This window comes from Microbacterium sp. LWH13-1.2 (assembly GCF_038397735.1).
Taxonomy (GTDB): Bacteria; Actinomycetota; Actinomycetes; order Actinomycetales; family Microbacteriaceae; genus Microbacterium.
Genome location: NZ_CP151635.1, coordinates 1,092,230 through 1,118,535 on the forward strand (window position 1 = coordinate 1,092,230; position 26,306 = coordinate 1,118,535).

The 26,306-nt window shown below is 67.9% G+C and carries 27 protein-coding genes; 16 read left to right on the plus strand and 11 right to left on the minus strand.

What is annotated here, in order from left to right:
* Positions 1–60 precede the first annotated feature (60 nt).
* Genes efeU through efeB form a run of 3 tightly spaced genes read left to right on the plus strand, consistent with a single transcriptional unit; the run spans position 61 to position 3,576 of the window.
* Positions 61–1,011, plus strand: coding sequence for an iron uptake transporter permease EfeU (efeU, locus tag MRBLWH13_RS04975; protein ID WP_341957185.1), 951 nt, complete (start codon positions 61–63; stop codon positions 1,009–1,011).
* A complete protein-coding gene (gene efeO, locus MRBLWH13_RS04980) occupies positions 1,008–2,240 on the plus strand; it encodes an iron uptake system protein EfeO (RefSeq protein ID WP_341957186.1) in 1,233 nt (410 codons plus the stop codon). The genes efeU and efeO overlap by 4 nt, the downstream gene beginning before the upstream one ends.
* Positions 2,241–2,286: 46 nt before the next feature.
* Positions 2,287–3,576: an iron uptake transporter deferrochelatase/peroxidase subunit gene (efeB, locus tag MRBLWH13_RS04985; protein WP_341958221.1), complete on the plus strand. Its 1,290-nt coding sequence runs from the start codon at positions 2,287–2,289 to the stop codon at positions 3,574–3,576.
* Between the two features lie 13 nt (positions 3,577–3,589).
* On the opposite strand, the gene MRBLWH13_RS04990 is transcribed toward efeB, so the two are convergent.
* Both MRBLWH13_RS04990 and MRBLWH13_RS04995 read right to left on the minus strand, forming a co-directional pair.
* Positions 3,590–4,453, minus strand: coding sequence for a serine hydrolase (locus tag MRBLWH13_RS04990; RefSeq protein WP_341957187.1), 864 nt, complete (start codon positions 4,451–4,453; stop codon positions 3,590–3,592).
* Positions 4,450–5,607, minus strand: a complete 1,158-nt coding sequence (locus MRBLWH13_RS04995) for an acyltransferase family protein (RefSeq protein WP_341957188.1) — start codon at positions 5,605–5,607, stop codon at positions 4,450–4,452. Before MRBLWH13_RS04995 ends, MRBLWH13_RS04990 begins: the two co-directional genes overlap by 4 nt.
* Positions 5,608–5,715: 108 nt before the next feature.
* Between MRBLWH13_RS04995 and MRBLWH13_RS05000 the strand changes: the two genes are divergently transcribed.
* A complete protein-coding gene (locus MRBLWH13_RS05000; protein ID WP_341957189.1) occupies positions 5,716–6,939 on the plus strand; it encodes an LLM class flavin-dependent oxidoreductase in 1,224 nt (407 codons plus the stop codon).
* A 1-nt stretch (position 6,940) separates the two neighbouring features.
* Positions 6,941–7,585, plus strand: coding sequence for an FMN reductase (locus MRBLWH13_RS05005; protein WP_341957190.1), 645 nt, complete (start codon positions 6,941–6,943; stop codon positions 7,583–7,585).
* A gap of 284 nt (positions 7,586–7,869) precedes the next feature.
* On the opposite strand, the gene MRBLWH13_RS05010 is transcribed toward MRBLWH13_RS05005, so the two are convergent.
* Together MRBLWH13_RS05010 and MRBLWH13_RS05015 are read right to left on the minus strand one after the other, a co-directional pair.
* The gene (locus MRBLWH13_RS05010; RefSeq protein WP_341957192.1) at positions 7,870–8,556 is read right to left on the minus strand and encodes a response regulator; all 687 of its coding nucleotides are present in this window, start codon (positions 8,554–8,556) and stop codon (positions 7,870–7,872) included.
* Positions 8,553–9,833: an ATP-binding protein gene (locus tag MRBLWH13_RS05015; RefSeq protein WP_341957193.1), complete on the minus strand. Its 1,281-nt coding sequence runs from the start codon at positions 9,831–9,833 to the stop codon at positions 8,553–8,555. The genes MRBLWH13_RS05010 and MRBLWH13_RS05015 overlap by 4 nt, the downstream gene beginning before the upstream one ends.
* A gap of 161 nt (positions 9,834–9,994) precedes the next feature.
* On the opposite strand from MRBLWH13_RS05015, the gene MRBLWH13_RS05020 reads away from it, so the two are divergent.
* On the plus strand, positions 9,995–11,434 hold the full coding sequence (locus MRBLWH13_RS05020) for a cation:dicarboxylase symporter family transporter (protein WP_056311738.1): 1,440 nt from the start codon (positions 9,995–9,997) through the stop codon (positions 11,432–11,434).
* A gap of 63 nt (positions 11,435–11,497) precedes the next feature.
* Here the strand turns inward: MRBLWH13_RS05020 and MRBLWH13_RS05025 are convergent, their stop codons facing one another.
* Together MRBLWH13_RS05025 and MRBLWH13_RS05030 are read right to left on the minus strand one after the other, a co-directional pair.
* Positions 11,498–11,674 carry a DUF5302 domain-containing protein gene (locus MRBLWH13_RS05025; protein ID WP_091232420.1) on the minus strand — a complete coding sequence of 59 codons (177 nt, stop codon included), beginning with the start codon at positions 11,672–11,674 and terminating at the stop codon, positions 11,498–11,500.
* A 40-nt stretch (positions 11,675–11,714) separates the two neighbouring features.
* The gene (locus tag MRBLWH13_RS05030) at positions 11,715–12,284 is read right to left on the minus strand and encodes a VTT domain-containing protein (protein WP_341957194.1); all 570 of its coding nucleotides are present in this window, start codon (positions 12,282–12,284) and stop codon (positions 11,715–11,717) included.
* A gap of 154 nt (positions 12,285–12,438) precedes the next feature.
* Between MRBLWH13_RS05030 and MRBLWH13_RS05035 the strand changes: the two genes are divergently transcribed.
* A complete protein-coding gene (locus tag MRBLWH13_RS05035) occupies positions 12,439–14,364 on the plus strand; it encodes a GDSL-type esterase/lipase family protein (protein ID WP_341957195.1) in 1,926 nt (641 codons plus the stop codon).
* A gap of 69 nt (positions 14,365–14,433) precedes the next feature.
* Here MRBLWH13_RS05035 and MRBLWH13_RS05040 read toward each other — a convergent pair whose 3' ends face one another.
* Entirely contained in the window at positions 14,434–15,744 is a 1,311-nt protein-coding gene (locus tag MRBLWH13_RS05040; RefSeq protein WP_341957196.1) for a UDP-glucose/GDP-mannose dehydrogenase family protein, read from the minus strand.
* Positions 15,745–16,107: 363 nt separating this feature from the next.
* Here MRBLWH13_RS05040 and MRBLWH13_RS05045 point away from each other — a divergent pair, with 363 nt between their 5' ends.
* The 5 genes from MRBLWH13_RS05045 to MRBLWH13_RS05065 all read left to right on the plus strand — a co-directional run bounded on the left by MRBLWH13_RS05045 (position 16,108) and on the right by MRBLWH13_RS05065 (position 21,548).
* Entirely contained in the window at positions 16,108–18,384 is a 2,277-nt protein-coding gene (locus MRBLWH13_RS05045; RefSeq protein ID WP_056308135.1) for a polyribonucleotide nucleotidyltransferase, read from the plus strand.
* A 218-nt stretch (positions 18,385–18,602) separates the two neighbouring features.
* Positions 18,603–19,631 carry an aldo/keto reductase gene (locus tag MRBLWH13_RS05050; RefSeq protein ID WP_056509433.1) on the plus strand — a complete coding sequence of 343 codons (1,029 nt, stop codon included), beginning with the start codon at positions 18,603–18,605 and terminating at the stop codon, positions 19,629–19,631.
* Positions 19,632–19,711: 80 nt separating this feature from the next.
* Entirely contained in the window at positions 19,712–20,314 is a 603-nt protein-coding gene (locus tag MRBLWH13_RS05055; protein ID WP_341957197.1) for a histidine phosphatase family protein, read from the plus strand.
* 59 nt (positions 20,315–20,373) lie between these two features.
* On the plus strand, positions 20,374–21,114 hold the full coding sequence (gene dapB, locus MRBLWH13_RS05060; RefSeq protein ID WP_341957198.1) for a 4-hydroxy-tetrahydrodipicolinate reductase: 741 nt from the start codon (positions 20,374–20,376) through the stop codon (positions 21,112–21,114).
* Positions 21,114–21,548 (plus strand): hypothetical protein, encoded by a 435-nt coding sequence (locus MRBLWH13_RS05065; protein WP_341958223.1) that lies wholly within the window; start codon positions 21,114–21,116, stop codon positions 21,546–21,548. Before dapB ends, MRBLWH13_RS05065 begins: the two co-directional genes overlap by 1 nt.
* A gap of 6 nt (positions 21,549–21,554) precedes the next feature.
* Here MRBLWH13_RS05065 and MRBLWH13_RS05070 read toward each other — a convergent pair whose 3' ends face one another.
* The 3 genes from MRBLWH13_RS05070 to MRBLWH13_RS05080 all read right to left on the minus strand — a co-directional run bounded on the left by MRBLWH13_RS05070 (position 21,555) and on the right by MRBLWH13_RS05080 (position 23,066).
* Positions 21,555–21,980 (minus strand): OsmC family peroxiredoxin, encoded by a 426-nt coding sequence (locus MRBLWH13_RS05070; RefSeq protein WP_341957199.1) that lies wholly within the window; start codon positions 21,978–21,980, stop codon positions 21,555–21,557.
* 83 nt (positions 21,981–22,063) lie between these two features.
* Entirely contained in the window at positions 22,064–22,630 is a 567-nt protein-coding gene (locus MRBLWH13_RS05075; protein WP_341957200.1) for a DUF4395 domain-containing protein, read from the minus strand.
* A 22-nt stretch (positions 22,631–22,652) separates the two neighbouring features.
* The gene (locus tag MRBLWH13_RS05080) at positions 22,653–23,066 is read right to left on the minus strand and encodes a thioredoxin family protein (RefSeq protein ID WP_341957201.1); all 414 of its coding nucleotides are present in this window, start codon (positions 23,064–23,066) and stop codon (positions 22,653–22,655) included.
* A 96-nt stretch (positions 23,067–23,162) separates the two neighbouring features.
* Between MRBLWH13_RS05080 and MRBLWH13_RS05085 the strand changes: the two genes are divergently transcribed.
* From MRBLWH13_RS05085 to MRBLWH13_RS05095, 3 genes are read left to right on the plus strand one after another with little or no spacing between them, the layout of a single operon-like run.
* Positions 23,163–23,972 carry a thymidylate synthase gene (locus tag MRBLWH13_RS05085; RefSeq protein WP_341957202.1) on the plus strand — a complete coding sequence of 270 codons (810 nt, stop codon included), beginning with the start codon at positions 23,163–23,165 and terminating at the stop codon, positions 23,970–23,972.
* On the plus strand, positions 23,969–24,445 hold the full coding sequence (locus tag MRBLWH13_RS05090) for a dihydrofolate reductase (protein WP_341957203.1): 477 nt from the start codon (positions 23,969–23,971) through the stop codon (positions 24,443–24,445). Before MRBLWH13_RS05085 ends, MRBLWH13_RS05090 begins: the two co-directional genes overlap by 4 nt.
* Positions 24,445–25,206: an SDR family NAD(P)-dependent oxidoreductase gene (locus MRBLWH13_RS05095; protein ID WP_341957204.1), complete on the plus strand. Its 762-nt coding sequence runs from the start codon at positions 24,445–24,447 to the stop codon at positions 25,204–25,206. The genes MRBLWH13_RS05090 and MRBLWH13_RS05095 overlap by 1 nt, the downstream gene beginning before the upstream one ends.
* A gap of 57 nt (positions 25,207–25,263) precedes the next feature.
* Here MRBLWH13_RS05095 and MRBLWH13_RS05100 read toward each other — a convergent pair whose 3' ends face one another.
* Positions 25,264–25,803 (minus strand): NUDIX hydrolase, encoded by a 540-nt coding sequence (locus tag MRBLWH13_RS05100; protein ID WP_341957205.1) that lies wholly within the window; start codon positions 25,801–25,803, stop codon positions 25,264–25,266.
* Positions 25,804–25,839: 36 nt separating this feature from the next.
* Here MRBLWH13_RS05100 and MRBLWH13_RS05105 point away from each other — a divergent pair, with 36 nt between their 5' ends.
* Positions 25,840–26,280 carry an EF-Tu/IF-2/RF-3 family GTPase gene (locus MRBLWH13_RS05105; protein WP_341957206.1) on the plus strand — a complete coding sequence of 147 codons (441 nt, stop codon included), beginning with the start codon at positions 25,840–25,842 and terminating at the stop codon, positions 26,278–26,280.
* The last annotated feature ends 26 nt before the right edge of the window (positions 26,281–26,306 follow it).

The window sequence follows — 26,306 nt, forward strand, 5'->3', positions numbered from 1 at the left end:
TGCTAATCTCTCTTAGGTAAGGGATGCCTTACCTCATTCTTTCCCAGAGAGTCTCCCTCCGTGCTCGCCACTTTCCTCATCGGTCTCCGCGAAGGCCTTGAAGCCGCGCTCGTCGTCGGCATCCTCGTCGCCTATCTCCGGCGCCTCGGTCGGGGCGATGCGCTGCCCAGGCTCTGGGCAGGTGTCGTGCTCGCGATCGCCCTCGCTCTGGGCATCGGAGCGGTTCTCACCTTCGGCGCGTACTCGCTGACGTTCGAGGCGCAGGAGCTCATCGGAGGATTGCTGTCGCTGCTCGCCGTGGGCATGGTCACCTGGATGATCTTCTGGATGCAGAAGGCCGGCCGCACGATGAAGGCGACGCTCGAGGGCGGGCTCGACCGCGCTCTCACACGGGGCGGAATCTGGGCCCTGATCGCGATCGGCTTCGTCTCGGTCGCGCGGGAGGGGATCGAGACGACGCTGCTGCTGTGGTCGATGGTCCAATCCTTCGGGGACGCTCCGTCGGCGCTGCTCGGTGCCGTGCTGGGTCTTCTCGCCGCCGTCGTGATCGGGGGGCTGATCGCGCGTGGCGCCGTGCGGTTGGATCTGCGTCGCTTCTTCACGTGGACGAGCGGCTTCCTCGTGATCGTCGCGGCGGGAGTGCTCGCCTACGCGGTCATGGACCTGCAGGAGGCCGGCGCGCTGCCAGGGCCCTTCACCGCCGTCGCCCCGATCGATGCCGCGACGGGTGCGGTCGCCCTCGGCTGGGCGGCCTTCCCGTTCGGGTGGGCGTTCGATGTCACGAACGTCATCGCCCCTGACAGCGTCTGGGCGACGATCCTCCAGGCGACCGTCGGGTTCATGCCTCGTATGACGTGGCTCCAGGTCACCGCGTGGGCCCTGTATCTGGCCGTCGTCGGATTCTTCTTCGTTCGGGGGCTCCGCACCCGTCGGGCCGTCACGCCTCGTCCGCCGACCTCCGCAGACGAGGACGCGTCGGCATCCACTCTCACCCAGCAAGGAGCAGCATGACCACCTCTCGACGAATCCTCGGTGCCGTCGCAGCCGCCGGAGCTGCCGCACTCCTCCTGAGCGGCTGCGTCGCCAAGAGCGACGTCGCGGCCGGCGCGGCTTTCGACGTCTCGTCGACCGACTCGGAGTGCGCCGTGTCCGGCGCGACCGCGAAGAGCGGAACTCTGACGTTCGACGTCACGAACGACAGCGGACAGACGTCCGAGTTCTATCTGCTCGCCGACGACGGACTGCGGATCGTCGGAGAGGTCGAGAACATCGCCCCCTCCGCGTCGCGGACCCTGACAGTCGTGGCTCAGCCCGGCACGTACTTCACGCTCTGCAAGCCGGGCATGATCGGTGAAGGCGTCGGCAAGTCGGAGTTCACGGTGACCGGAGACCGCGTCGCGGTCGCAGGCGAGGACGCCGAGCAGAAGCAGCAGGCCGTCGATCTGTACGCCGCGTTCGTGAAGGACCAGGTCGGACAGCTCGTGCCGTCGGTCGACGAACTCGTCGCCGCCTACGAGTCGGGCGATGATGAGACGGCACGCGCCCTCTTCCCGCAGACGCGCGCCTTCTACGAGCGCATCGAGCCCGTCGCCGAGGCTCTCGGCACACTCGACCCGCGAATCGACTACCGCGAGGTGGACGCCGTGGCCGAGGGGCTGGACTGGACGGGCTTCCACCGCATCGAGAAGGACCTCTGGGTACCAGCACAGGACGCGCTCAACGCCGACGGCGAGACCCCTGCCTGGCAGGACTGGGCGCCGTCCACGACCGAGGAGCGGGCCGAGTACGGCGACCAGCTGCTCGCCGACGTGCAGGAGCTGTACGACTACGTGCACTCCGACGACTTCACCACGGCGCTCGACGACCAGGGCATCGGCGGCATCTCGAACGGCGCGATCGCGCTGCTCGACGAGGTCGCCACCGGAAAGATCTCCGGCGAGGAGGACTGGTGGTCCGGCACCGACCTCTACGACTTCGCGGCCAACGTCGAAGGCTCCAAGATGGCGTTCTCGCTCGTGCAGGACTTCGCCGCCGCGCAGGGCGATGACGGCGAGACGCTCGTCACCGAGATCGAGGACGGGTACGCGGCTCTCGAGGCCTCCCTGGCGGCTCACGGTTCGCTGGCCGACGGCTTCGTCGGATACGCCGCGCTGACCGACGCCGACAAGCGCGAGTTCACCGACCTCATCAACGCCCTCGCCGAGCCGCTGTCGCAGCTCACCGGCACGGTCCTCGACTGACAAGACGGGTACGATCTCGCAGGTGGACGAACGCTCGAAGGATGCCGTGGCCGCCGACTCCGTGACGGAGGAGGCGGTCGCGGCGACCCCGCCGACAGGTCTCAGCAGACGAGGACTCCTCGGCCTGGCGCTCGGCGGAGGAGTCGCCTCGCTCGCGGTCGGAGTGGGAGCCGGGCTGACGGGCGGGGTCGCGCTCGGGCGCGCCAGGGCTCACGCCGACGCCGAGCACGCGTACGATTTCTTCGGCGCGCATCAGGCGGGCATCACCACCCCTGTGCAGGAGCATCTGCACTTCGCATCGTTCGACATGATGCCCCGCACCGATCGCGACGACCTGATCACGCTGCTGCAGGACTGGACGTACGCCGCCTCCCGGATGACCCAGGGGCTCGAAGTGAGCGCGACCGGTGCGGTCGGCGGCGATGCCGAGGTTCCGCCCGACGACACGGGGGAGGCGCTCGGGCTGCCCGCGGCAGGTCTGACGATCACGATCGGCTTCGGGCCCGGACTGTTCGAGAACGAGGACGGCGACCGGTACGGCATCGCGGCGAGACGCCCGGCCGCCCTCGAGCGTCTGCCCGCCTTCCTCGGCGACGACCTGGATCCGCAGACGTCCCACGGCGATCTCTGCATCCAGGCCTGCGCGGATGACCCTCAGGTGGCCGTTCACGCGATCCGCAACCTCAGCCGCATCGCCTTCGGGCGTGCGAAGCTGCGCTGGTCGCAGCTCGGCTTCGGCAAGACCTCCCGCACGACTTCGGGCCAGGCGACGCCGCGAAACCTCTTCGGGTTCAAGGACGGCACCGCGAACATCCTCGCCGACGACTCCGCCGCTCTCGACGAGAACGTCTGGGTGGGGTCGTCCGATGATCCCGCATGGATGACGGGCGGCTCGTACCTGGTCGCCCGCAAGATCGCGATGCTGATCGAGACGTGGGATCGGGTGCGACTCTCCGAACAGGATGCGATCATCGGGCGCGACAAGGGCGAGGGCGCCCCGCTGTCGGGAGGTGACGAGTTCGCCGTACCCGACTTCGGGACCTCGGCCATCGACAGCAACGCTCATGTGCGCCTGGCGCACCCGAGTCAGAACGACGGCATCCGCATCCTCCGCCGCGGCTTCAACTACGTCAACGGCAACAACGATCTCGGGCGCCTCGATGCCGGGCTGTTCTTCCTGTCGTATCAGCGCGATCCGGCGCAGTTCATCACCCTGCAGCGACGGTTGTCCACCGACCTCATGAACGAGTACATCAGGCACGTGGGGTCGGGGATCTGGGCGATCCCGGCCGGTGCGACGCCGGGGTCGTACGTCGGCGCCGAGCTCTTCTCCTGACGCGAGATCGCGGTCATACGCTGAGGGCGTCGACCACGAACACGGACATCGCGTCCGCGCCGAAGTGGTCGTCCGCCGTGATGGTGACGACCGCGTCATCGCAGAAGATCAGCAACTGCCCGTAGGCGCCGTGCAGGCGCCACGCGGTGCCTGGACCGTCCCACCCCGACAGCGCGTAGCGCTCGTAGGCGGGGTTCGCGCCCGCCACCACCCAGTCGGAGTGCATCTCATCGATCACTGAAGCAGGGATGAGGCGTCGCCCCTCCCACTCGCCGCGGTCGCGGATGAGTCGTCCGAGGCGTGCGAGCTCCTCGGTGCGCAGGGCGACACCACTCCCGGCGACGATTCGTCCCCGGGGGCAGCGCTCCCACTCGACGTCATCGATTCCGAGCGGTTCGAGCAGTCTCGGGGTCAGGAAGTCGACGATGTCGCCGACCCTCGCGGCGAGCACGGTCATGGCGGTGTAGGTGCTGGCGTTGGAGTACTGGAAGACGCGCCCGCGCGACGGGCGTGAGAGGAATTCGCGCGCGAGATCCGGCCAGTCGGTCATCAGGGTCTCGGACCACGGGAGGTCGATGCCGCTCGACATGGACAGCAGATGTCGGAGCGTGACCTGGTCGACGCCCTCACCGAGCGAGAAGTCCTGCAGGTACTCTGCCACCGGTGCATCGAGCGAGATCGTGCCCTCATCGGCCGCGAGGCCCGCGGCGAGCACGCACACGCCCTTCGCGACGGAGTGGATCTCCTCGCGGACATCGGGGGACCATCGGTGCCCGGCGACCTCGTCGCCGACGCGGACGTGGAGTCCATGGGCGCCGAAACCCGAGGCATCCGCGTGATCCACGATCCGGTCGCGGATCTGCTGGGCTCGGGTCACTCCTTCAGGCTAGCGGCTGCCGTCTGGCGCGGACGACGGGATCCGGTGGGATCGCTGCGGTGCCCCTCGCGGCTCGCGAGCTCCGGATCCCGGAAGAGCCACCGAGGGCGCGGTTCGACGAGAGGACGGAACAGCCAGCGCACGGGCTTGGTGGCGAGCGCCAGGGCGAGCGCCACCGAGAGGAGAGTGACGAGGGGCAGCCAGAGCCAGGTCGGGTCGAGATCGCGCAGTGCACCGGACTCGCGGAAGGGATACAGCACGAACGAGTGCAGCAGGAAGACGTACATCGTGTACTGACCGAAGCGAGTCCACCAGTAGGTTCCGCGCGGGATGAGGGTGAAGAACGCCGCGCTCAGGAGCACCGCCAGGAGCATCAGCGCGATGCGCACGCCGCCGGCCCACCACTGCTCCCCGCCGAGGTCCGCGTATGCGTCTTCGTAGAAGAGCCAGTGACGCAGGTCGAATTCCTTCCACACGTCGATCCAATGCCACGCGGCGAAGCCCGCTGCCGCGAGCACCAGGAAGCTGGCGACGCGGATCCACCAGGGACGGACGTCGAGGAGACGCAGGCGGGCGACGATGTCGCGCTCGCGCAGCCACCAGCCGAATGCGAAGAACGGCAGCAGACCCAGGGTCCTGGACAGCGAGAACGTGCTGTCGACGTTCGGGAGGTATCCCACTCCGATCGAGATGATGACGGTCCACAGCAGAGGCCAGCGCAGCAGTGCCAGGTAGGGGAGGACGAGACGGAAGATGCCGAGGGCCAGCAGGAACCAGAGTGTCCACGACGGCTTGGTGAAGTTCGGGTCGGCCTGTCCCTCGACCAGCCACTTCGTGAGGGTCCAGAGGAACTCGAAGATGACGTAGGGGAGGAGGATGTCCGTGATGACACGGGCCATCTGCACGCGTGTGGGTGAGCCCGACTTCGAGAAGTACCCGGAGATGATCGCGAACGCAGGCATATGGAAGGCGTAGAGCGCCAGGTATGCCGCGAGCGCGATGTCGGAGTCGTACGTGAGTCGCTGGATGGCATGGCCGAGGACGACCAGCACGATGCACGCGTAGCGTGCGTTGTCCCAGAAGGGAACACGCTTACGGGGCTTCGGGACGGATCCGGTGGCGGGGTTCGTCGTGTCGGCTCCGGCGGTGTTCATCCTCTGAGGCTACTCGGGGAATAAAGTTGCTCGCATCGCGTTGACTCAGATACATTCAAATGAATAGAACCAGATGCAAGACATCGGTTCGGAGAAGACGGAGCAATCATGAGTGAGCAGGCAGGCGTCCCGGTGCAGTTCGGCATCATGTCGGTCAGCGACATCACCCGCGACCCCACCACCGGCGTCACGCCGAGTGAGCAGGAGCGGATCAAAGCCACGCTGGCGATCGCCAAGCACAGCGAAGAGGTCGGTCTCGACGTCTTCGCGATCGGCGAGCATCACAACCCTCCGTTCTGGTCCTCGAGCCCCACGACGTTCCTGGCGGCTCTCGCCGCCCAGACCGAGCGACTCATCGTGTCGACCTCGACGACGCTCATCACGACGAACGACCCCGTGCGCATCGCCGAGGAGTACGCGATGCTGCAGCACGTCTCGGACGGTCGCATGGACCTCATGCTCGGCCGCGGCAACACCGGGCCGGTCTACCCCTGGTTCGGACAGGACATCCGTCAGGGTCTCCCGCTCGCGATCGAGAACTACGCCCTGCTGCACAAGCTGTGGCGTGAGGACGTCGTCGACTGGGAGGGCAAGTTCCGCACTCCGCTGCAGGGCTTCACCTCGACTCCCCGCCCGCTCGACGGTGTCGCTCCGTTCGTCTGGCACGGATCCATCCGCACGCCCGAGATCGCCGAGCAGGCCGCCTACTACGGCGACGGCTTCTTCGCGAACAACATCTTCTGGCCCAAGGAGCACTACCAGCGGCTGATCGAGCTGTACCGTCAGCGGTACGCGCACTACGGACACGGCACACCGGAGCAGGCGATCGTCGGTCTCGGCGGACAGGTGTTCATGGCGGCGAAGTCGCAGGATGCCGTGAACGAGTTCAGGCCGTACTTCGACAATGCCCCGGTCTACGGTCACGGTCCGAGCATGGAGGACTTCACCGAGATGACCCCGCTGACCGTGGGATCGCCTCAGCAGGTCATCGACCGCTACGCCGCGATGCGCGAGCACTACGGCGACTACCAGCGTCAGCTGTTCCTGATCGACCACGCCGGCCTTCCCCTTAAGACGGTGCTCGAGCAGCTCGACATCCTGGGCTCCGAGGTCGTGCCCGTGCTCCGCAAGGAGATGGCGAAGGACCGCCCGGCCGGCGTGCCGGATGCCCCGACCCACGCATCGCGGGTGAAGGCCGAGTTCGGCGACGGCCCCACGCGTCAGGCACGCCCCGGCGCGAACCGCGGCGACAACCTGACCGGTGACTCGCCGTACCAGGACACCCCGGCTCCGGCCGGTGCCGCGTTCGGACTCAGCCGGAAGGAGGCCTGAGATGAGCACTCGTCGCATCGCAGTCGTATCCGCCGGGCTCTCGAATCCGTCCTCCACGCGGATGCTCGCGGATCGTCTGGCGGCTGAGACCGTGAAGTCCCTCGCCGGTCACGACATCCAGGCGAGCGTCGACGTGATCGAGCTGCGGGATTACGCGCACGACATCACGAACAACCTCCTCACCGGATTCGCGCCGCCCGCACTCGAGACTGCGATCAACACCGTGGTCTCGGCGGACGCGCTCATCGCCGTCACGCCGATCTTCTCGACGAGCTACAACGGACTGTTCAAGTCGTTCATCGACGTGCTCGACCCCGACGCGCTCACCGGCAAGCCGGTGCTGATCGGCGCCAACGCCGGCACGGCGAGGCACTCGCTGGCCATCGACTATGCGATCCGCCCGCTGTTCGCGTACCTGCACGCCGAGGCCGTCTCCACGGGCGTGTTCGCGGCGTCCAGCGACTGGGGTGGGGCCGGAGACGACGTCGCGCCCCTCGCGAAGCGGGTCGAGAAGGGCGCCCGAGAGCTCGCCGAGGCCATCGCGCGGCGCGAGACGACCGCGGTCGCCGATCCGTACGATCCGGCCACCTACCTCGGTGAAGGGCGTTCGTTCGGTCACATGCTCGGTGGTCTCGCCGGAGAATGAGGGATCCCCGGCTCGACCGGGAACGAAAGCAGGGCCATGAGGCCGCAGACGATGTCCGAAGGGCGTCGTACGGTGACCTCATGGCCCTTGCCCGTCTTCCCCGGGGCGCCGAGCGAACCGGGCGATGCGAGCATGGCGGGCTTCCGTGAGGTGCGGGCGCACGCGATCGCTCCGCACGGTCCCCACGCTTCTCGGGCCGGGCGAGACTGTCGAGCGGTGCGGTGGTCCGGGGGCGATCGATCGTCTGCGGCCATCAGGGCCGCCGCCGACTCGGACTCGCTCATTCATGAGGAGCGGGTCCAGCGATACTCCGTCTCGGGGCGTCCACGTGCGCCGTAGCGGGCGCTGCGTGTGATGACGCCCGAATCGGTCAGATGCTCCAGGTACCTCCGCACGGACACGCGCGACATCCCGAGCCGCACGGCCGCCTCGCTCGCCGACACCGCGGCGCCGGATGAACGCAGCTCTGCCGTCACCTTCTGAAGCGTCGCGGCCGACAGCCCCTTGGGAATCGGGATCGTCCCGGTCGTGCGTCCGAGAAGCGCATCGATCTCCGCCTGGGTCGCCTCTCCTGCCGTCGACCGCGCCTGCTCCCGATGGGTGCGGTAGGCGGTGAGGCGCTCGTGGAACACCCCGAAGGGGAATGGCTTGACGAGGTACTGGTAGACGCCCAGAGCGGCCATCCGACGGACGGTGTCCGCGTCGCGCACGCCGGTGATCGCGATGACGTCCACGGCCGCGCCGCGGGCGCGGAGCCCGCGCAGCACATCGATGCCCGAGCCGTCGGGCATCGTGATGTCGAGAAGCACGAGATCGAACGGCTTGTCATGGGGCTGAGCGAGCACCGCGGCGAGCGCGGCCCGAGCGCCGGTGCACTCCCCGCCCACGACGAACCCGTCGATCCTCTCGAGGTACGAGCGGTGGAGCTCGAGTGTCAGAGCGTCGTCATCGACGATCAGCGTGCGGATCATGGGCTCCTGCGTCCTTTCACCGGCGGAAGGATGACGGTGAAGGTCGTCGGATGAGCGGAGACCTCCACGGTGCCGCCCACACCGGCCACCACAGAGCGGACGAGGGCGAGGCCGACTCCACGCCCCTGCGCACCTGCAGGCTTCGTCGAGAAGCCGTGGGCGAATACGCGCTCGCGCAGCTCGGAGGGTATGCCGTCACCGCCGTCGGAAACCTCGAGCAGGATCCCGCCGTCTTCCGAGGGCTGCAGCGAGACCTGCATCCAGCGCTCGGTGCCGGTCGCGGCGGCGTCCATGGCGTTGTCGATCAGGTTGCCGAGCACGGCGACGCTGTCGACGGGGGAGAGTGGGGAGGCGGGGGTGTCCGGGTCGATGCGGACCCGCCAGTCGATGCCGCGCTCCTTGGCCTGCGATGCCTTGCCGAGGAGCAGGGCACCGACGGCGGGGTCCCCGGCCTGTCGTGCGGTGACCTGATCGACGAGCGACTGACTCTGGCGCGAGGTCTCGGTCAGGATCTCGATCGCCTCCTCGCTGCGTCCGAGCTCGAGAAGCGCGACCGCCGTGTGCATGCGGTTACCGTGCTCGTGCGTCTGAGCGCGCAGCGCATCGCCCAGGGTGCGCAGGGATTCGTATGACGACACGGCGTCCCGCACCTGCCCCGGTGGCAGGTCTCCCGCGATGCCGCGTGTGAACCGACGAGCGATCCACGCGCCGAGAGCGCCGAGACCTACGAGCCCGACGGTGATGCCGATCGAGAGCGGCAGTCGGCGAACGAGGGTCTCGGAGATCGACTCGATGGTCACGCCCGATGACACCCAGCCGAGCAGTTCTCCGCTGGGTGCGACCACCGGCACGATGGTCCTCACCGAAGGCCCCAGGGTACCGGTGAAGACCTCGGTGAGTGCGCGCGGCGAGTCGGGGATGGTGCCGAGGTACACCCCACCGATCTGGTCGACGTCGGGATGCGTGAGGCGCGTGCCCTCGGGCGTCATGATCGTCACGAAATCGAGATCGGCGTTCGCGATGACGTCGAGAGTGTACGGCTCGAGCGTGCGGGTCGCGTCCGTCGGCTCATCTGTCGCGAGAGTCTCGATGACGAGGGGGGACGACGCGAGCGTCACTGCTGTCGCCGCCGTGACCCGCTCCGCCTCCGCATGGGTGGCGCGCTGGGCATCCACGACGAGGAAGACGGCCACCAGTGCACCGACCACCACTGCGGCAGCCAAGAGCACCAGGAAGACCCGGGAGGCGATGCTCCTCGTGTCGCGCGCGTGTCTCATCACGTCCTTCCGATCGTCGGTGATCGCGGAGTCCGGGATATCGGTGGTGACCAATACGACCACAAATGGTGCTGCCAGGGGAAGTCCGCGACGGTGAGCTTACCGAAGGCGAGGACGCCGGCGGGCATGAGACGAAGACGTTCATGATCAAGGAGGAAAACATGGCCATCACGACGGGGTTCTCCCTTCCCGGTTTCCATTGGCGCCGGGGCAAGCAGGCGTGGGACAGGCACACCTGGCTGTATGTCTCGGTGATCATCGCCGTCGTGCTCGGCGCGGCCGTCGGCCTCATCTGGCCCGAGGTGGGTCAGAGTCTCGAGCCGATCGGAAAGGGCTTCGTGTCGCTGATCAAGATGATGATCGCGCCGATCATCTTCTGCACGATCGTCGTCGGGGTCGGGTCCATCGCGAAGGCGGCGACCGTCGGCAAGATCGGCGGCCTGGCGCTGCTCTACTTCATGGTCATGTCCACGTTCGCGCTCGCGATCGGCCTGGTCGTCGGCAACATCATCCACCCGGGTGCAGGCCTCGACATGGCGAACTCGAGCTACGACGCGACAGAGACCGAGGCGAAGACCACGACCGAGTTCATCCTCGGGATCATCCCGACGACGTTCTTCTCGGCCTTCACGGGTGAGAGCGTCCTGCAGGTGCTGTTCATCGCCCTGCTCGTGGGCTTCGCGCTCCAGGGGCTCGGTGAGAAGGGCGCCCCGATCATGGACGCGGTCAAGAACCTCCAGAAGCTGGTGTTCCGCATCCTCGGCATGATCCTGTGGCTCGCCCCTCTCGGCGCATTCGGAGCGATCGCAGCAGTGGTGGGGAAGACGGGCATCGCGGCGATCTGGAGCCTCGGCGTGCTCATGATCGCGTTCTACATCACCTGCTTCCTGTTCATCGTCGTGGTGCTCGGGACGCTGCTCTTCGCCGTCACCAGGGTGAACATCTTCAGCCTCGTCAAGTACCTGGCACGTGAGTACCTGCTCATCGTCGGCACCTCGTCGTCGGAGTCCGCGCTCCCGCGCCTGATCGCGAAGATGGAGCACATCGGAGTCTCGAAGCCGGTCGTCGGCATCACGGTGCCGACGGGGTACTCGTTCAACCTCGACGGCACGGCGATCTACCTGACCATGGCATCGCTGTTCATCGCCACGGGAATGGGGCAGCCGATGTCGATCGGCGAGCAGATCGGGCTGCTGGTCTTCATGATCATCGCGAGCAAGGGAGCCGCCGGCGTGACAGGCGCAGGACTCGCGACGCTCGCCGGTGGCTTGCAGGCATACCGTCCCGATCTGGTCGACGGTGTCGGCGTGATCGTGGGTATCGATCGCTTCATGTCCGAGGGGCGAGCGCTCACCAACTTCACCGGCAACGCGGTCGCCACGCTGCTGATCGGCACGTGGACGCGCCAGATCGATCGTGATCGGGTTCAGCAGGTGCTCAGCGGCGCGCTTCCGTTCGAGGAGTCGCAGCTCGACGGGGTCGACGAGCATGGGATGGTCGATGAGCGGAAGGCCGTCGACGTGCAGGGCCTCAAGGAGTCCGCACTCGACGAGATGGCGGCGAAAGAGGAGCGGGCGCGTCTCCGCGCCGCACAGAACTGAGCCTCGGGCCGGGAAGAAGAAGGATGCGGGAGTCGGCAGTCGCCGGCTCCCGCATCCGTGTGGTCAACCGCTCTTGCGTCGGAACTCGCGCCGCGTCTGCGGGGCGGGTGCGCCGTGGACGGCGGAGTCGCCGTCCAGGTGGGCCTCGCCCTGCCTGTGGTGCGCGTTCTTCTTCTCGAGCGCTTCCTTGAACTTGCGCTTCATTTCCTCGCTGGAGGATGCGCCTTCTTCGGTGCTCATGTTCGCCAGCCTAGAGCACGCCTCGGACGGGCGGGAGGAATCACCGTCGCGCTCTGCGGGAGACGAGGTCGACGACCGCGCCGAGGCCGAGTGCGACCGCGACGGACACCACGACGCCCACGACCGGCCCACCGGGGACCAGAGCGGCGACGATGGCTCCCACGGACGCCTGGTAGGCCGCCCATCCGAACGCCGCCGCACTCACCAGGCACAGATACCGACCGGGATGTATGCGCGAGGCGCCGGCGACGAGATTGATCGCCAGCCGTGCGAACGGCACGAACCGGGCGGTGAACAGCACGGTGGCCGTTCCGCCGTCGAGTCGGCGTCGTGCCCAGGCGAGAGCCAGGCGCACCCGAGGCACCCGCATCCACCGCCATCGTTCCGTCCCGACCGTGCGACCGATCAGATAGCAGGCGGCGTCTCCCGCGGCGGCCGCGACTCCCGCGCAGACGATCACCGCCCACAGGGGTGGCACTCCCGACGACGAGGAGATCGCCCCGAGCGCGGTGACAGCGATCTCCCCTGGCACGACGACGAAGAACGAGTCGCCGAGGACCAGGAGGCTCATGACGGCGAGGGCCCAGGGGCCGGCGAGCAGATCGGGCACACCTCCAGAGTGCTCGGCGCAGGTGAACGGGAACCAACGTCCGGATAGCCGGTGACGCGCGATCCAGCATCCGGTGAACTTCTGGTGCACCGAGGGGTTTCACGCGGTCGGCACCCGTCGTCGACGGCATCCTGGGCATGTGAGAGTCGCGATCGTGACAGAGTCCTTCCTTCCGCACATGAACGGTGTCACCGGATCCGTCCTGCAGATCCTGAGGCACCTCGAGCGCACAGGCCATGAGGCGCACGTGATCGCGCCGGATGCCGTCGGCATGCCCACCGAGATCGACGGTGCCGTCATCGAGCCCATCCCGAGCGTCCCGCTCCCCGGGTACCGCAACGTGCGGGTGGGCACCTCGCCCGCCCACCGCGTCGCGGCATCCCTCCGTCGCTTCCAGCCCGACGTCGTGCACCTCGCCTCGCCCTTCGCATTGGGCTGGCGGGGAGCGCTCGCCGCAGATCGTCTCGATATCGCCGCGGTCGCCGCATACCAGACCGACGTCGCCGCGTACACGGAGCGATACCGGGTGCCCGCGACGACCGGTATCGCGCACACGCACATCGCCCGCCTCCATCGTCGGGCGACACTGTCGCTCGCGCCGTCCGCCGACTCCGCCCAGCGCCTCGCCTCCCTCGGAGTCGATCGGGTGCGTCGGTGGGGGAGAGGAGTGGATGCCGAACGGTTCCAGCCCTCTCGACGCAGCGAGACGCTGCGGGCGGAGTGGGGCGGTGATGTCGTGATCGGATACGTCGGCCGACTCGCGCCCGAGAAGCAGGTCCAGGACCTCGCGGTGCTGCAGAGCATCCCCGGGGCCAGACTCGTGATCGTGGGGGACGGACCCAGCCGGACGAAGCTCGAGGCGGTGTTGCCGCACGCCCTCTTCCTCGGCCATCTCGAGGGTGAAGCCCTCGCAGCCGCCACCGCATCCTTCGACGTCTTCGTGCACCCGGGGGAGAGCGAGACCTTCGGTCAGACCCTGCAGGAGGCGCACGCGAGCGGCGTCCCCGTCGTCGCCACCGGACGTGGCGGCCCCCTCGATCTCGTGCGGATGGGGATCGACGGATGGCTGTACTCTCCCGGAGACCTGGCGGATCTGCGGATGAGGGTCGCCGACCTCGCAGGAGACGGTCGCAAGCGCAGGGCGTTCGGCGAGGCAGGGCACCAGGCCGTCCAGGGGCGCAGCTGGTCGAGCGTGTGCGACCAGCTGCTCGGCCATTTCGATGAAGCACGGACTCTCCGCGCCGTGGACTCGGGGGTCCGCACGCGCCGCCTCACCCGCCCCGACATCGCGGCTCCCGTCGACGCGCGTCGCTGGCACCGGTACGTCGCGATGGGCGACTCCCTCACGGAAGGACTGTGCGACCCGGCGCCGGACGGAGCCCTGCGCGGATGGGCGGACCGCCTCGCCCTGCTGCTCGCTGCGCGCGGTGGACTGCACTACGCGAACCTCGCGATCAGGTCGAAGCGGGTCCGAGACGTCTGCGAGATCCAGCTCCCGCGCGCCCTCGAGCTCGAACCGGACCTCGTATCGATCCTCATCGGTGCGAACGACCTGGTGAAGTCGACCGTCGATGTGCCGGCGCTCGCCGCAGAAGTCGAAGGTGCGGTGCGGCGACTCCGCAGCATCGGAGCGGATGTCGTTCTGGTCACGCCGTTCCTCCCTCGCCGGCGGGCGGCTGCGATCTACTCCCGCCGGTTCGCGGCCTTCGCGACGGCGCTCGCGGGCATCGCCGCCCGCACGGGCGCGATACTGATCGACACCGATCTGCATCCCTCTCTTCCCGACCGACCGAACTGGGGCGAGGATCTCGTGCATCTCAGCAGTCGCGGTCACCGCTTCCTCGCGTACCGAGCGGGCGAGGTGCTGGCGGTCCCGCATGCGGACACGCTCGGCGCTCTCGATGCCGCGCTGCACGAGAACGAGCCGATCGGTGCGGGGCTGTGGTGGCGGAGACATGCGCTGCCGTGGGTATGGCGTCGGATGCACGGCCGCGCCGCCGGCGACGGGCGCAGTGCGAAGCACGACGACTACGTGTACCTCGGGCGGTCGACGTCGCACAGCGGGGTGCGGGTGAGCTGAAGCGACCGCGGTGGATGCACCGCTCGGTTCATCCGGGCCGGGCGGTTCCCGCCGTGCGATGCGGATCGATCAGCGGCGTCCCATGCCGTGGTACGTCCAGCCCGCAGCTCGCCAAGCGGCGGAATCGAGGCAGTTGCGGCCGTCGATGATGACCCGACCTGCGACGAGCGACCCGGCGTGCTCTGGTGTCATCTCGCGACGGTAGAGGTCCCACTCCGTGACGATCACCACGGCGTCCGCGTCGCGGAGGGCGTCGTCACGTTCCGTCGCGTAGCCGAGTTGGGGGTGCGCCGCCGCAGCGTTCTCGAGGGCGGCCGGGTCGGTGACGACCACGTCCGCTCCCAAACCGCGCAACCGCACGGCGACGTCGAGAGCGGGGGAGTCGCGGATGTCGTCGCTGAACGGCTTGAACGCGGCACCGAGCACCGCGATGCGGCGTCCGAACACCAGACCCCCCAGTGCGTCGACGACGAGCTGCACGGCTCTGTCGCGTCGCCGGATGTTGATCGAGTCCACCTCACGGAGGAACCCCACGGCCTCTCCGCGCCCGAGCTCCTCGGCGCGGGCTGCGAAGGCGCGGATGTCCTTCGGGAGACAGCCACCGCCGAACCCGATGCCCGAGCCCAGGTACCGTCGTCCGATGCGGGTGTCGTGCCCGAGCGCGTCCGCGAGGAGCGCGACGTCGGCGCCCGACGCCTCGGCGATCTCGGCCATCGCGTTGATGAAGGAGATCTTGGTGGCGAGGAAGGCGTTGGCCGCGCCCTTCACGAGCTCGGCCGTCGCCAGATCCGTCACGAGGAAAGGCGTGCCGGCATCCACAGCCGGGCGGTAGGCCTCGCGCAGCGCTTCGGCGGCACGCTCGCCGTCGCTTCCGGACGGCACACCCACCACGAGGCGGTCTGGTGAGATCGTGTCGTGCACGGCCCAACCTTCGCGGAGGAACTCGGGATTCCACACGAGGGTCGCGCCGGTGCCCGCGACCGCCGCGCTCAGGCGCTCGGCCGTCCCCACAGGCACCGTCGACTTGCCGGCCACAACGTCGCTCGGGTGCAGGTGGGGGAGCAGCGCGGCCACTGCGGCGTCGACGAACCGCAGATCCGCGGCATGTCCGCCCGCGATCTGCGGCGTGCCGACGGCGATGAAGTGGATCGTCGCTCCACTCGCATCCGACATCTCGGTGCTGAATCTCAGTCGCCCTGAGGTGAGGCCCTCCTGCAGGAGCTCACTGAGCTGCGGTTCGAAGAACGGCGCGGTGCCGTTCGCGAGAGCGGCAACCTTCTGCGCGTCGACGTCGATCCCGACGACGTCGTGTCCGATCGAGGCCATCGCTGCGGCGTGCACGGCACCGAGGTACCCGCATCCGATCACTGACATGCGCATGGTGACAGGACAGCGGATGCTCCTCACCTGCCGGCATCCGGTCGGTGAACGGCGCGTGGACGACGTGTGTCCGAACGACCGGATGGTGCGGTCGCGGGGGTTTTCGGGGTGCCGCTGGTAGGCTGGACGAGGTCGACGTCTGTCGGCTGCACAACTTCATATCGACTCATGGAGCGATCGGCGGAGAGCTGGTCCCCTGTGGTGGGTTCCTCGGCGGGTCGTCGGGTGGCTTTCTACTGGTGGCCAGCGCAGGTGACATTCGCGGGATTGCCCGCGCGCCCGTATCCGGCTGCATCCGCTCCTTCATGAACACGCTCGCGCGTCATACGGATTCGCGAGTCTAAACAAAGAAGGAGAGACCTCTTGGAAGGTCCTGAAATCACCGCCACCGAGGCCGTTCTCGACAACGGCCGCTTCGGCACCCGCACCATCCGCTTCGAGACCGGCCGCCTCGCGCAGCAGGCTCAGGGCGCAGTCGCCGCCTACCTCGACGGCGAGACCATGCTCCTCTCGGCCACCAGCGCAGGCAAGCACCCGCGCGAGGGCTTCGACTTCTTCCCGCTGACGGTCGACGTCGAAGAGCGTTCGTACGCAGCAGGCAAGATCCCCGGATCGTTCTTCCGTCGTGAGGGTCGTCCCTCGACCGAGGCGATCCTCGTCTGCCGTCTGATCGACCGTCCACTGCGCCCGTCGTTCGTCGACGGCCTCCGCAACGAGGTCCAGATCGTCATCACCGTGCTCTCGATCGCTCCGGGCGAGTTCTACGACGCTCTCGCGATCAACGCGGCTTCCGCGTCGACGCAGATCTCGGGTCTTCCGTTCTCGGGCCCCGTCGCCGGTGTGCGCCTCGCGTTCATCCCGGGTCAGGGCGAGCACGCCGACCAGTGGGTCGCGTTCCCGACCGCCGAGCAGGTCAGCGAGGCCGTGTTCGACCTGATCGTCGCCGGTCGTGTCGTCACCAAGTCCGACGGCACCGAAGACGTCGCGATCATGATGGTCGAGGCTGAGGCCACCGAGGGCAGCTGGAACTTGATCAAGGCCGGCGCCACGAAGCCCGACGAGGCCGTCGTCGCGCAGGGTCTCGAAGCGTCGAAGCCCTTCATCGCGCAGCTCGTCAAGGCTCAGGCCGAGCTTGCGGCAACCGCTGCGAAGGAGCCGGGCGTGTACCCGGTCTTCCCGCCGTACTCCAGCGAGGTCTACGACTTCGTGGCCGAGCGCTCCTATGACGACCTGGTGAACGTCTACCAGATCGCCGACAAGCTGGAGCGTCAGGGCAAGGACGACGAGGTCAAGGACCGCGTCAAGGCGCAGCTCATCGAAGCAGTCGAGGCCGGCAACCTGCCGGCTGGAGCACCGCTCGAGTTCTCCGCGGCGTACAAGTCCGTCACGAAGAAGATCGTCCGCGGCCGCATCCTCACGGAGAGCGTGCGCATGGACGGCCGTGGTCTCGCGGACATCCGTCCGCTGGACGCAGAGGTGCAGGTCATCCCGCGCGTTCACGGCTCGGCGATCTTCCAGCGCGGCGAGACCCAGATCATGGGCATCACCACGCTGAACATGCTCAAGATGGAGCAGCAGATCGACTCGCTGTCGCCCACGACGAGCAAGCGCTACATGCACCACTACAACTTCCCGCCCTACTCGACCGGTGAGACCGGCCGGGTCGGTTCGCCGAAGCGTCGCGAGATCGGGCACGGCTTCCTCGCCGAGCGCGCACTCGTGCCGGTGCTGCCGAGCCGCGAGGAGTTCCCCTACGCGATCCGTCAGGTCTCCGAGGCGCTGAGCTCCAACGGCTCGACGTCGATGGGATCCGTCTGCGCCTCGACCCTCTCGCTCCTGAACGCGGGTGTGCCGCTGCGCGCAGCCGTCGCCGGTATCGCGATGGGTCTCGTATCCGACGAGGTCAACGGTGAGACGCGCTACGCCGCCCTCACCGACATCCTCGGCGCCGAGGACGCGCTCGGCGACATGGACTTCAAGGTCGCCGGCACCAGCGAGTTCGTCACGGCGATCCAGCTCGACACGAAGCTCGACGGCATCCCGTCGTCGGTGCTCGCAGGCGCGCTGACCCAGGCCCGCGACGCGCGTCTGACGATCCTCAATGTCCTGAACGCCGCGATCGATGCTCCCGACGAGATGGCGCCGACCGCGCCTCGCGTCATCAGCGTGCAGATCCCGGTCGACAAGATCGGCGAGCTGATCGGCCCGAAGGGCAAGACGATCAACGCGATCCAGGATGAGACCGGCGCTCAGATCTCCATCGAGGAGGACGGCACCGTCTACATCGGCGCGACCGACGGCCCCTCGGCCGAGGCCGCCCGTGCCCAGGTCAACGCGATCGCCAACCCGACCAACCCCGAGGTGGGCGAGCAGTTCCTCGGAACCGTCGTGAAGATCGCGACGTTCGGTGCGTTCGTCTCGCTGCTCCCGGGCAAGGACGGCCTGCTGCACGTCACCGAGGTGCGCAAGCTCGCCGGTGGCAAGCGCGTCGAGAACGTCGACGACGTGCTGTCTGTCGGTCAGAAGATCCTCGTGAAGATCACGAAGATCGACGACCGCGGCAAGCTGTCGCTCGAGCCCGTGCTCGACGACGCTCCCGCGGCGGACGCAGCTCCCGCTGAAGAGGCCGCAGCCGAGTAATCGGAGCGCTTCGATACGAGGCCCGGGTCTGTCCTCAGGGATGGCCCGGGCTTCGTCGTATCCGATGTGATCAAACCGTTATGGGAAGTTCTTGCGCCGTTCCACGGATTGGTCGGGGAGTTCGCGGATGTCGCTTACTCTCGAAGTACGCACCGGGGGGTGCAAATCACAGGCAGTGACGCAGGTCGGTACGCACCGACTGACGCGGGGGTGAGGATATGCGGTTGTTCAGCGTAGGCGCAGGTACGTCGCCCGAACGCGCGCAGCAGGGCGCGGCAGAGCACCCGTCCGCTCCCATCCCGATCGTCGGACCCGGAATAGGGGAGAGCATCCGCGTCCCGCTCGGCGAGACCGGTCTCGACACCTTCCCTCTCATGCTCGGCGCGGCGGAGTTCGGCTGGAACGTCGATCTCGAGACGAGTCACGGGATCCTCGATCGCTACGTGGAGTTCGGCGGTAACGCGATCCACACGGCAGATGGCTTCTCGGGCGGACGCAGCGAGCACATCATCGGCCAGTGGCTGCAGTCGCGCGGACAGCGCGAACGCGCAGTGCTCAGCGTCCGCATCGGCGCGCACGCCGACAATCCCGGTCTCGGCTCCGTCAACCTCGTGCGCGCGGTCGAGGGGTCGCTGACGCGTCTGGGAGTCGATCGCATCGATGTGCTCTACCTCGACGCGACCCTCGACAAGACGACGAACCTCGAAGACACGCTCGCGACCGTCGAGTGGATGGTCGATGCCGGCAAGATCGGTGCTCTCGGTGCGTTCGGATTCGCACCCGAGCGACTCGTCGAGGCGCGCATCCTCGCCTCCGCCGGATACCCGCGCATCGAGGTCATCGACTCCCCGTACAACCTCATCCGTCGGCAGCCGTTCGAGGGCGATCTGAGACTCGTGGCGGGTGCGCAGAGCCTCGCCGTCACTCCGTCGCATGCCCTCGAGCACGGGTTCCTCTCCGGCCGGCATCGCAGCAAGGCGCTGACCTCGAGAGGCGTGCGCGGTGAGCAGCTCCGCGGTCATCTCAACCGTCGGGGGACCAAGATCCTCCGAGCTCTCGACCAGGTGGCCACCGAGCTCGAGGTGCCGGTCGCCGCCGTCTCGATCGCCTGGCTGCTCGCACAGCGCACCATCGCGGCGCCGATCGTCAACACGTTCGCGACCGATCATGTCGATGAACTCATGCAGGGTGCGGGCGTCTCGCTCTCGCGCACACAGGTCGCCGAACTCACTCGCGCCGGCAACTGAACGTCGTAACGCCCCTGTCACAGTCCTGGCATAGGGTGGAGTGAATCCCGGCAAGCGCTGTCGATGAAGCGAGCGAGTTTGTGACGCATTACATATATCTGGTCCGACATGGTGAACATCAGGACGCCGAGCACGGTCTCGCTGACGGACCCCTGTCGCCACGGGGCCAGCGTCAGGCAGAGCTGATCGCGGACCGGCTCTCCGGGCTCCCTCTCGACGCGGTCTGGCATTCGCCGCTGCTGCGTGCGAACGAGACGGCGCGAGCGATCGCCGCAAGGCTCCCGTCCGTCGACCCCGCCCCGACCGCCCTGCTGTTCGACTGCGTGCCCACCGGGATGACCGAGGAGACCCCAGCAGCCTACGAACCGTTCTTCGGCTCGATCACGGAGGCAGAGCTCGATGCGGGTCGCGCCCAGATGTTCGACGCCGTCAACGAGTTCCTCGTGCGCAAGCCGGGTGACGTGCACGAGGTGCTCATCACACACAACTTCGTGATCTCGTGGTTCGTCCGCGAGGTGCTCGGTGCTCCCGAGTGGCGGTGGATGACCCTCAACCAGGCGCACTGCGGTCTGACCGTCATCGCGCAGAAGCAGGGGCGTCCGTGGACCCTGCTCACCCACAACGACACCGGGCACCTCCCGGTCGAGCTCAGAACGGGCATCCCCGACACCATGCCGGTCTGATTGGGCGATAGGCGGCCCGCCGCGAAGGTCGGCGAGCCCCTGCGAAATAGACTGAACGCATGACCACGCAGGTAGCACTCGTCGGCGGCACCGGAAAGCTCGGCTCTATCATCCACGCGGTGATCGATGAGCTCGAGGGTTTCGAGGTGAGTCGCGTGCTCACCTCCAGAAGCGACCTCGCCGAGCTGGATGGGGTGGGGCTGGTGATCGATGCGACCACGCCTCAGGTGAGCGTCGATGTGGTGCGGGCAGCAGTCGAACGGCAGATCAACGTCCTCGTGGCCACCTCCGGCTGGTCATCGGAGCGCATCGCCCTCGTGCGGCCGCTCGTCGAGAATGCCGGCACCGGCATCGTCTTCATCCCGAACTTCTCGCTGGGGTCCGTGCTCGGCTCCGCTCTCGCCGCTGCGGCTGCGCCGTTCTTCGGCTCCGCCGAGATCGTCGAGGCGCACCACGAGGCCAAGGTCGATTCACCGAGCGGCACGGCGGTCCGCACCGCCGAGTTGATCGCGGCTGCACGCACCGAGCAGGGACCGGTCAGTGCCCCGCATGCGGACCAGCGTGCTCGGGGCCAGCAGGTGGGCAGCGTGCCGATCCATTCCCTTCGTCGCCCCGGAGTCATCGCCAAGCAGGAGGTCATCCTCTCCGGGCCCGGAGAATCGCTGACGTTCACGCACGACACCGTGGACCCCGCCCTCGCTTACGCCCCGGGCATCCGTCTCGCCGTCCCTTTCGCAGCGAGTGCCAGAGGCGTCTTCGTCGGTCTCGAGAGCATGATCGACATCGGCGTCCGTTCGTGATGTCGCGAATCGGCGTCGCCCTGATGGGCGCGGCTCTTCTCGTCTATCTGGCCGTCGCGATCTGGTTGGCCGTGATGTTCTTCTCGGTCGGAACCCCCGTATCGATCGGGATGGGGATCGCGCTCATCGTGCTCGCCCCGATCGGGGCGTGGGCCCTCGTGCGCGAGATGCAGTTCGGGTTCGCCGCCGATCGGCTGGGGCGCGAGCTGGATGCCGAGGGCGGCATGCCGGAGGCTGAGACCGAACTCACGCCCAGCGGTCGGATCGCCCGCGCGGACGCCGATCCGATGATCCAGCGGTACACCGCAGCTGCGGATTCAGCGCCGGGGGACTGGCGGGCACGCTACCGCTTGGGTGTCGTGCAGGATGCGGCGGGGCGTCGCAAGGACGCCCGCGCCAGCATCCGTGAGGCGATCCGCCTCGCGCGCGGCTGATCCGACTCAGGCGAGGGTGGCCTCGAGAGTGATCTCGATGCCGGCGAGTGCTTGAGACACAGGGCAGCCGACCTTGGCCTCGGCCGCGATGGTCTGGAACGCCTCGGGGGCGAGACCGGGAACGACCGCGTTGACGTTGAGGTGGCTTCCGGTGATTCCGACGCCCGGCTTGAAGGTGACCGACGCGCTGGTGTTGACGCGCTCCGGCGGGGTGCCGTTCTCTGAGAGAGCGTGCGAGAGGGCCATGCTGAAGCACGAGGCGTGAGCCGCGGCGATCAGCTCCTCCGGGGTGGTGGTGGTGTCGCTGCCCTCGCTGCGGGCCTTCCAGTTGATCGGGAAGGTGCCGAGCTTCGACGAGGAGAATGCGACGGTGCCCGAGCCCTCCGCGAGGGATCCGGTCCAGGTGGTGGTGGCTTCGCTGGTGACGGGCATGATTCCTCCGGTTCTCGCGCCGCGGGATGTGCGCTCGCGTGTGGGGCCAGCCTATCGACCGGGTGCGTCGGACGGAACAGCGCTCAGGCCGCGGAAGGCGTCCGTCCGAGAAGGCCGGCTCGCTGCAGAAGCAGGTAGATCTGACAGCCGAGGCAGAATGAGAACGCGGCGTTGAGGAAGGCGGCGATGAATGCCGCGGCCGTCGCGATCGGCAGCGCCCACGGCACGCCGATCAGATGCAGGGCGAGTCCGATCGTGACGACGAAGAGGCCGACGCCCTGCGCGAAGCGCGGAGGGCGAGGATCCTCCAGCTCGGTGGGCGGGGCGAGTCGTGGCCGGACGAACCGCCGGAATACGACGCCCCAAGGAGCCGTCGCGGGGGAGAGCACGCTCCAGAAGAAGAGCAGGGCGATCACGACTGTGAGCAGGAAGCCTGGATCGAGTGCGCGCTGGGCAGGCGATGCTGAGACGATCGCCCACGTGTCGGAGGCCAAGTCCGCCGCCGCGAGCGGTTGGTAGGCGAACCATCCGAAGGACCGCGCCGTCGAGATGCCGATGAGTCCGAGGAACGTCGCGGCGAGCAGCAGCACCGTCGTGATCGTCGCGGCGAAACGCGGGCCACGGGGGTCGATACCTGCGGGAGTGGTCATCTCTGCTCCAGTCCTTCCCGCCTCAGACGGCGGACAGTGCCTCGGTGAGTGAGTGGCGATGCGGCACGCCATGGAATCGTGCGCGAACGGCGCCGGAGCCGTCCACGATGAACGTCGTCGGGGTCTGCAGGATCTTGTACCGCGCCGACAGGTCGGGTCGATGCGTGAGGTCGACCTCGAGGTGATGCAGGCCGTCGGCGTCTGCGACGTAGCTCGACAGCATCCTGCGCACCTGGGGGCAGCGCGCGCACATCTCGGTGCTGAACTGCACGAGCGTGGCGCGCGAGCCGAGCCGATCGGCGTCCGCATCGGCGGGATCGAAACGGAGGTGACCTCCTCCTCGACGTCGACCGTCGAGGAGTCGCAGCACGATCCCGACGACGGCGGCGATCACGAGGAGCGCTCCGATCACGGCGAGGGCGATTCCGGGGGACATGGATAGAGGATACGGGCCGCTCCCACACGCCTGGGTCGATGTGTCGCATCGTGACGAACGGACTCTCGATCCTCATGGGCGGGTAGTCTGGCAGACATGAGCGCAGCCGTCCCGACGCCGTATGAAGACCTGCTCCGCGACGTCCTGGAGTCAGGCACGCACAAATCGGATCGCACCGGCACGGGGACCACCAGCGTCTTCGGCAGGCAGATCCGCTTCGATCTCTCGCAGGGCTTCCCGCTGATCACGACCAAGCGCGTGCACTTCAAGTCCATCGCCTACGAGCTTCTCTGGTTCCTCAGGGGCGACTCCAACGTCAAGTGGCTCCAGGACAACGGCGTCACGATCTGGGACGAGTGGGCCGATGCCTCGGGCGATCTCGGACCCGTCTACGGCGTGCAGTGGCGGTCCTGGCCGACGCCGGACGGAGAGAGCATCGACCAGCTGAGCGAGGTGATCGATCAGATCCGCAAGGCTCCCGACTCCCGACGCCTGATCGTCTCGGCGTGGAACCCCGCGGACATCCCCGACATGGCACTCGCCCCGTGTCATGCGCTCTTCCAGTTCTACGTCGCAGACGGCAAGCTCTCGTGCCAGCTCTACCAGCGCAGCGCCGATCTGTTCCTCGGCGTCCCGTTCAACATCGCGTCCTATGCCCTCCTGACGCTGATGGTGGCTCAGCAGGTCGGCCTCGAGCCGGGTGACTTCGTGTGGACCGGTGGTGACTGCCACATCTACGACAATCACCTCGATCAGGTGCGCGAGCAGCTCAGCCGCGACGCGTATCCCTACCCGTCGCTGCGTTTCGCGCGGAAGCCGGAATCGGTGTTCGACTACGCCTACGACGACTTCATCGTCGAGGACTACCAGCACCATGCCCCGATCCGGGCGGCGGTGGCGGTGTGACGTGGGTCGGCCTGATCTGGGCCGAAGCGCAGGGCGGGGTCATCGGCGCCGAAGGCGGTATGCCGTGGAATGTCCCTGAAGATCTCGCGCACTTCAAGGAGAAGACGCTCGGTGCGCCGGTGATCATGGGTCGCAAGACCTGGGACTCGCTGCCTGAACGATTCCGCCCGCTCCCCGGACGCGAGAACATCGTCATCACGCGCCAGCAGGACTGGACCGAAGAGGGCGTCAGGCGCGCAGCCACGGTCACCGATGCGGTGCGCGGACACGAGAGGGTCTGGATCATCGGAGGGGCCGAGATCTTCCGGCTCGTGATCGCCGATGCCGACCGTCTCGAGGTCACCGAGCTCGACCTCGACGTCGCGGGCGATGCCTACGCCCCGTCGAAGGCCGGGTGGCGTCTGGTCGATGAGGGGGAGTGGCAGACCTCTCGCTCGGGAGTCCGCTTCCGCTTCCTGGGATACGAGCGCTGATGCCCACCGCACTGATCACCGGCGCGAGCGCAGGGCTCGGCGTCGAGTTCGCCCGCCAGCTCGCCCGTCGCCGCGCCGACCTCGTGCTCGTCGCCCGATCGACGGATGCGCTCGAGAGCGTCGCGGCGGAGCTGCGCAGCGAATACGGCATCGCGGTCGAGATCCTCGTCGCCGATCTCTCCGAGGCCGCCGATGTGCGCCGTGTCGCCGACCGTCTGGGTGACGCCTCCGACCCGGTGGATCTGCTGATCAACAACGCCGGCTTCGGCCTGCCGCTGCAGTTCGCCGACAACGACATCGACGACGAGGTGCGGCACCTCCGCGTCCATGTCGAGGCGTCGATGCGCCTCATGCATGCGGCGCTCGGGTCGATGCGAGGCCGCGGTGGCCGCATCATCAACGTGGCCTCCGTCGCCGGATTCATCTCCCGCTCGACGTACTCGGCCTGTAAGAGCTGGCTCATCGGCTTCAGCCGCTGGGCGAACGTCGAGTACGCCGCCGACAGAGTGAGCGTGACCGCCGTCTGTCCCGGTTTCACCCACACGACCTTCCATGAGCGGATGGGGCTCGCGCCGGGGCACGAGGGCGTCCCGGCGTTCATGTGGCTCGACGCACGTGATGTCGTGCGCGAAGGTCTCCGCGACGCGGCTCGAGGCAAGGCCGTCTCGGTGCCGTCACTGCGCTACAAGGCGATCGTCGCGATAGCGAGCGTGCTGCCGAGCTCGGTGACGTCGGGCATCGCTCGCCGAGGTCGCGTCTGACGTGAGCGCCGACGGCGTTCACTGCGAGCGTGCTGCGCGAATCAGCGCTCTGCGAGATCAGCGGAATCTGCCCAGACGGATGCCGGCGTAAGCGATCGCCGCGACGGTCTCTCCATCGCTGATCCGGCCCTCGGCGATCATGCCGAGGACGTCGGCGAACGGTACCCAGGTGACGGCGTCGATGCCCTCCTCCGCCTGGGTGCGCGTGGAGTCGTCCGACGGAGTCAGGCTCCGAGCGAGGAACACGTGCTCCGGCGCATGGGCGATCCCGTTCAGGGCGTTCATCGTTCCGAGTGCCGTCCAATCCTCGGCGACGAAGCCGGTCTCCTCGAGCAGCTCGCGCTGCGCGGCCACGAGCGGGTCCTCGCCGTCGCTTCCTCCGGCGGGCACCTCGATCGAGACTCCCGTCGTGTAGCGCTCAAGCGTGACCAGGCAGATGCGGTCCTCGTCATCGAGCGCGACCACGAAGACCGCCGGATGCCGCATGGTCACCACCCCGTAGATTCCGTCGCCTCCGGGGCCGGTGACCCGGTCTTCCCGTACCTCGATCCACCGGTTCTCGTACACCGTCGACGACTCGTGTGTGACCCATGCCATGGAGTCGAGCCTATGCGGGTCCCTAGGATCGACGGCATGGGATGGCTGTTCGGCAGGAAGCATGACGCAGAGGACGCCAACGAGGTGCTGCGCCGTTTCAACGAAGCGGAAGCCGCGCGACTCGCAGCGATGACCGCCGGCGTCGCGGGGGAGGCGGGGGACAGGGCACACATTCGCGCATCGACTCCGTTGTCGGTGGCTTCGGGATCGACCGAGTTCCTGGTCGAGGATGTCTTCACGATCACGGGGCGGGGAACCGTCGCGACGGGCGCGCTCAGATCGGGCGTGCTGCGGGTGGACGACGACATCGTGGTGCTGCGCGACGGTGCGCCGCATGCGCAGACGCGGATCACGGGCATCGAGATGTTCCGGAAGCACGTGAACGAGATCACGGTCGGCGAGCTGGCCGGTCTGGTGCTCCGCGAGAAGATCGCGGTCGCGCGTGGAGATGTCATCCACCGTGCCTCGTCTGGGTGAGCGGCACGCGAACCGATACGCTGGGG

Excerpts from the sequence above, each read along its gene's own strand:
- MRBLWH13_RS05040 (WP_341957196.1), bottom strand. The coding sequence starts at position 15,744 with ATGCGCATGTCAGTGATCGGATGCGGGTACCTCGGTGCCGTGCACGCC.
- MRBLWH13_RS04995 (WP_341957188.1), bottom strand. The coding sequence starts at position 5,607 with ATGAACACCGCCGGAGCCGACACGACGAACCCCGCCACCGGATCCGTC.
- MRBLWH13_RS05025 (WP_091232420.1), bottom strand. The coding sequence starts at position 11,674 with ATGAGCACCGAAGAAGGCGCATCCTCCAGCGAGGAAATGAAGCGCAAG.
- MRBLWH13_RS05010 (WP_341957192.1), bottom strand. The coding sequence starts at position 8,556 with ATGATCCGCACGCTGATCGTCGATGACGACGCTCTGACACTCGAGCTC.
- MRBLWH13_RS05080 (WP_341957201.1), bottom strand. The coding sequence starts at position 23,066 with ATGTCCCCCGGAATCGCCCTCGCCGTGATCGGAGCGCTCCTCGTGATC.
- dapB (WP_341957198.1), top strand. The coding sequence starts at position 20,374 with ATGACCACGCAGGTAGCACTCGTCGGCGGCACCGGAAAGCTCGGCTCT.
- MRBLWH13_RS05070 (WP_341957199.1), bottom strand. The coding sequence starts at position 21,980 with ATGCCCGTCACCAGCGAAGCCACCACCACCTGGACCGGATCCCTCGCG.
- MRBLWH13_RS05000 (WP_341957189.1), top strand. The coding sequence starts at position 5,716 with ATGAGTGAGCAGGCAGGCGTCCCGGTGCAGTTCGGCATCATGTCGGTC.
- MRBLWH13_RS05075 (WP_341957200.1), bottom strand. The coding sequence starts at position 22,630 with ATGACCACTCCCGCAGGTATCGACCCCCGTGGCCCGCGTTTCGCCGCG.
- MRBLWH13_RS05085 (WP_341957202.1), top strand. The coding sequence starts at position 23,163 with ATGAGCGCAGCCGTCCCGACGCCGTATGAAGACCTGCTCCGCGACGTC.
- MRBLWH13_RS05015 (WP_341957193.1), bottom strand. The coding sequence starts at position 9,833 with ATGAGACACGCGCGCGACACGAGGAGCATCGCCTCCCGGGTCTTCCTG.
- efeO (WP_341957186.1), top strand. The coding sequence starts at position 1,008 with ATGACCACCTCTCGACGAATCCTCGGTGCCGTCGCAGCCGCCGGAGCT.
- MRBLWH13_RS05050 (WP_056509433.1), top strand. The coding sequence starts at position 18,603 with ATGCGGTTGTTCAGCGTAGGCGCAGGTACGTCGCCCGAACGCGCGCAG.
- MRBLWH13_RS05020 (WP_056311738.1), top strand. The coding sequence starts at position 9,995 with ATGGCCATCACGACGGGGTTCTCCCTTCCCGGTTTCCATTGGCGCCGG.
- MRBLWH13_RS05005 (WP_341957190.1), top strand. The coding sequence starts at position 6,941 with ATGAGCACTCGTCGCATCGCAGTCGTATCCGCCGGGCTCTCGAATCCG.
- MRBLWH13_RS05065 (WP_341958223.1), top strand. The coding sequence starts at position 21,114 with ATGTCGCGAATCGGCGTCGCCCTGATGGGCGCGGCTCTTCTCGTCTAT.
- MRBLWH13_RS05095 (WP_341957204.1), top strand. The coding sequence starts at position 24,445 with ATGCCCACCGCACTGATCACCGGCGCGAGCGCAGGGCTCGGCGTCGAG.
- MRBLWH13_RS05105 (WP_341957206.1), top strand. The coding sequence starts at position 25,840 with ATGGGATGGCTGTTCGGCAGGAAGCATGACGCAGAGGACGCCAACGAG.
- MRBLWH13_RS05100 (WP_341957205.1), bottom strand. The coding sequence starts at position 25,803 with ATGGCATGGGTCACACACGAGTCGTCGACGGTGTACGAGAACCGGTGG.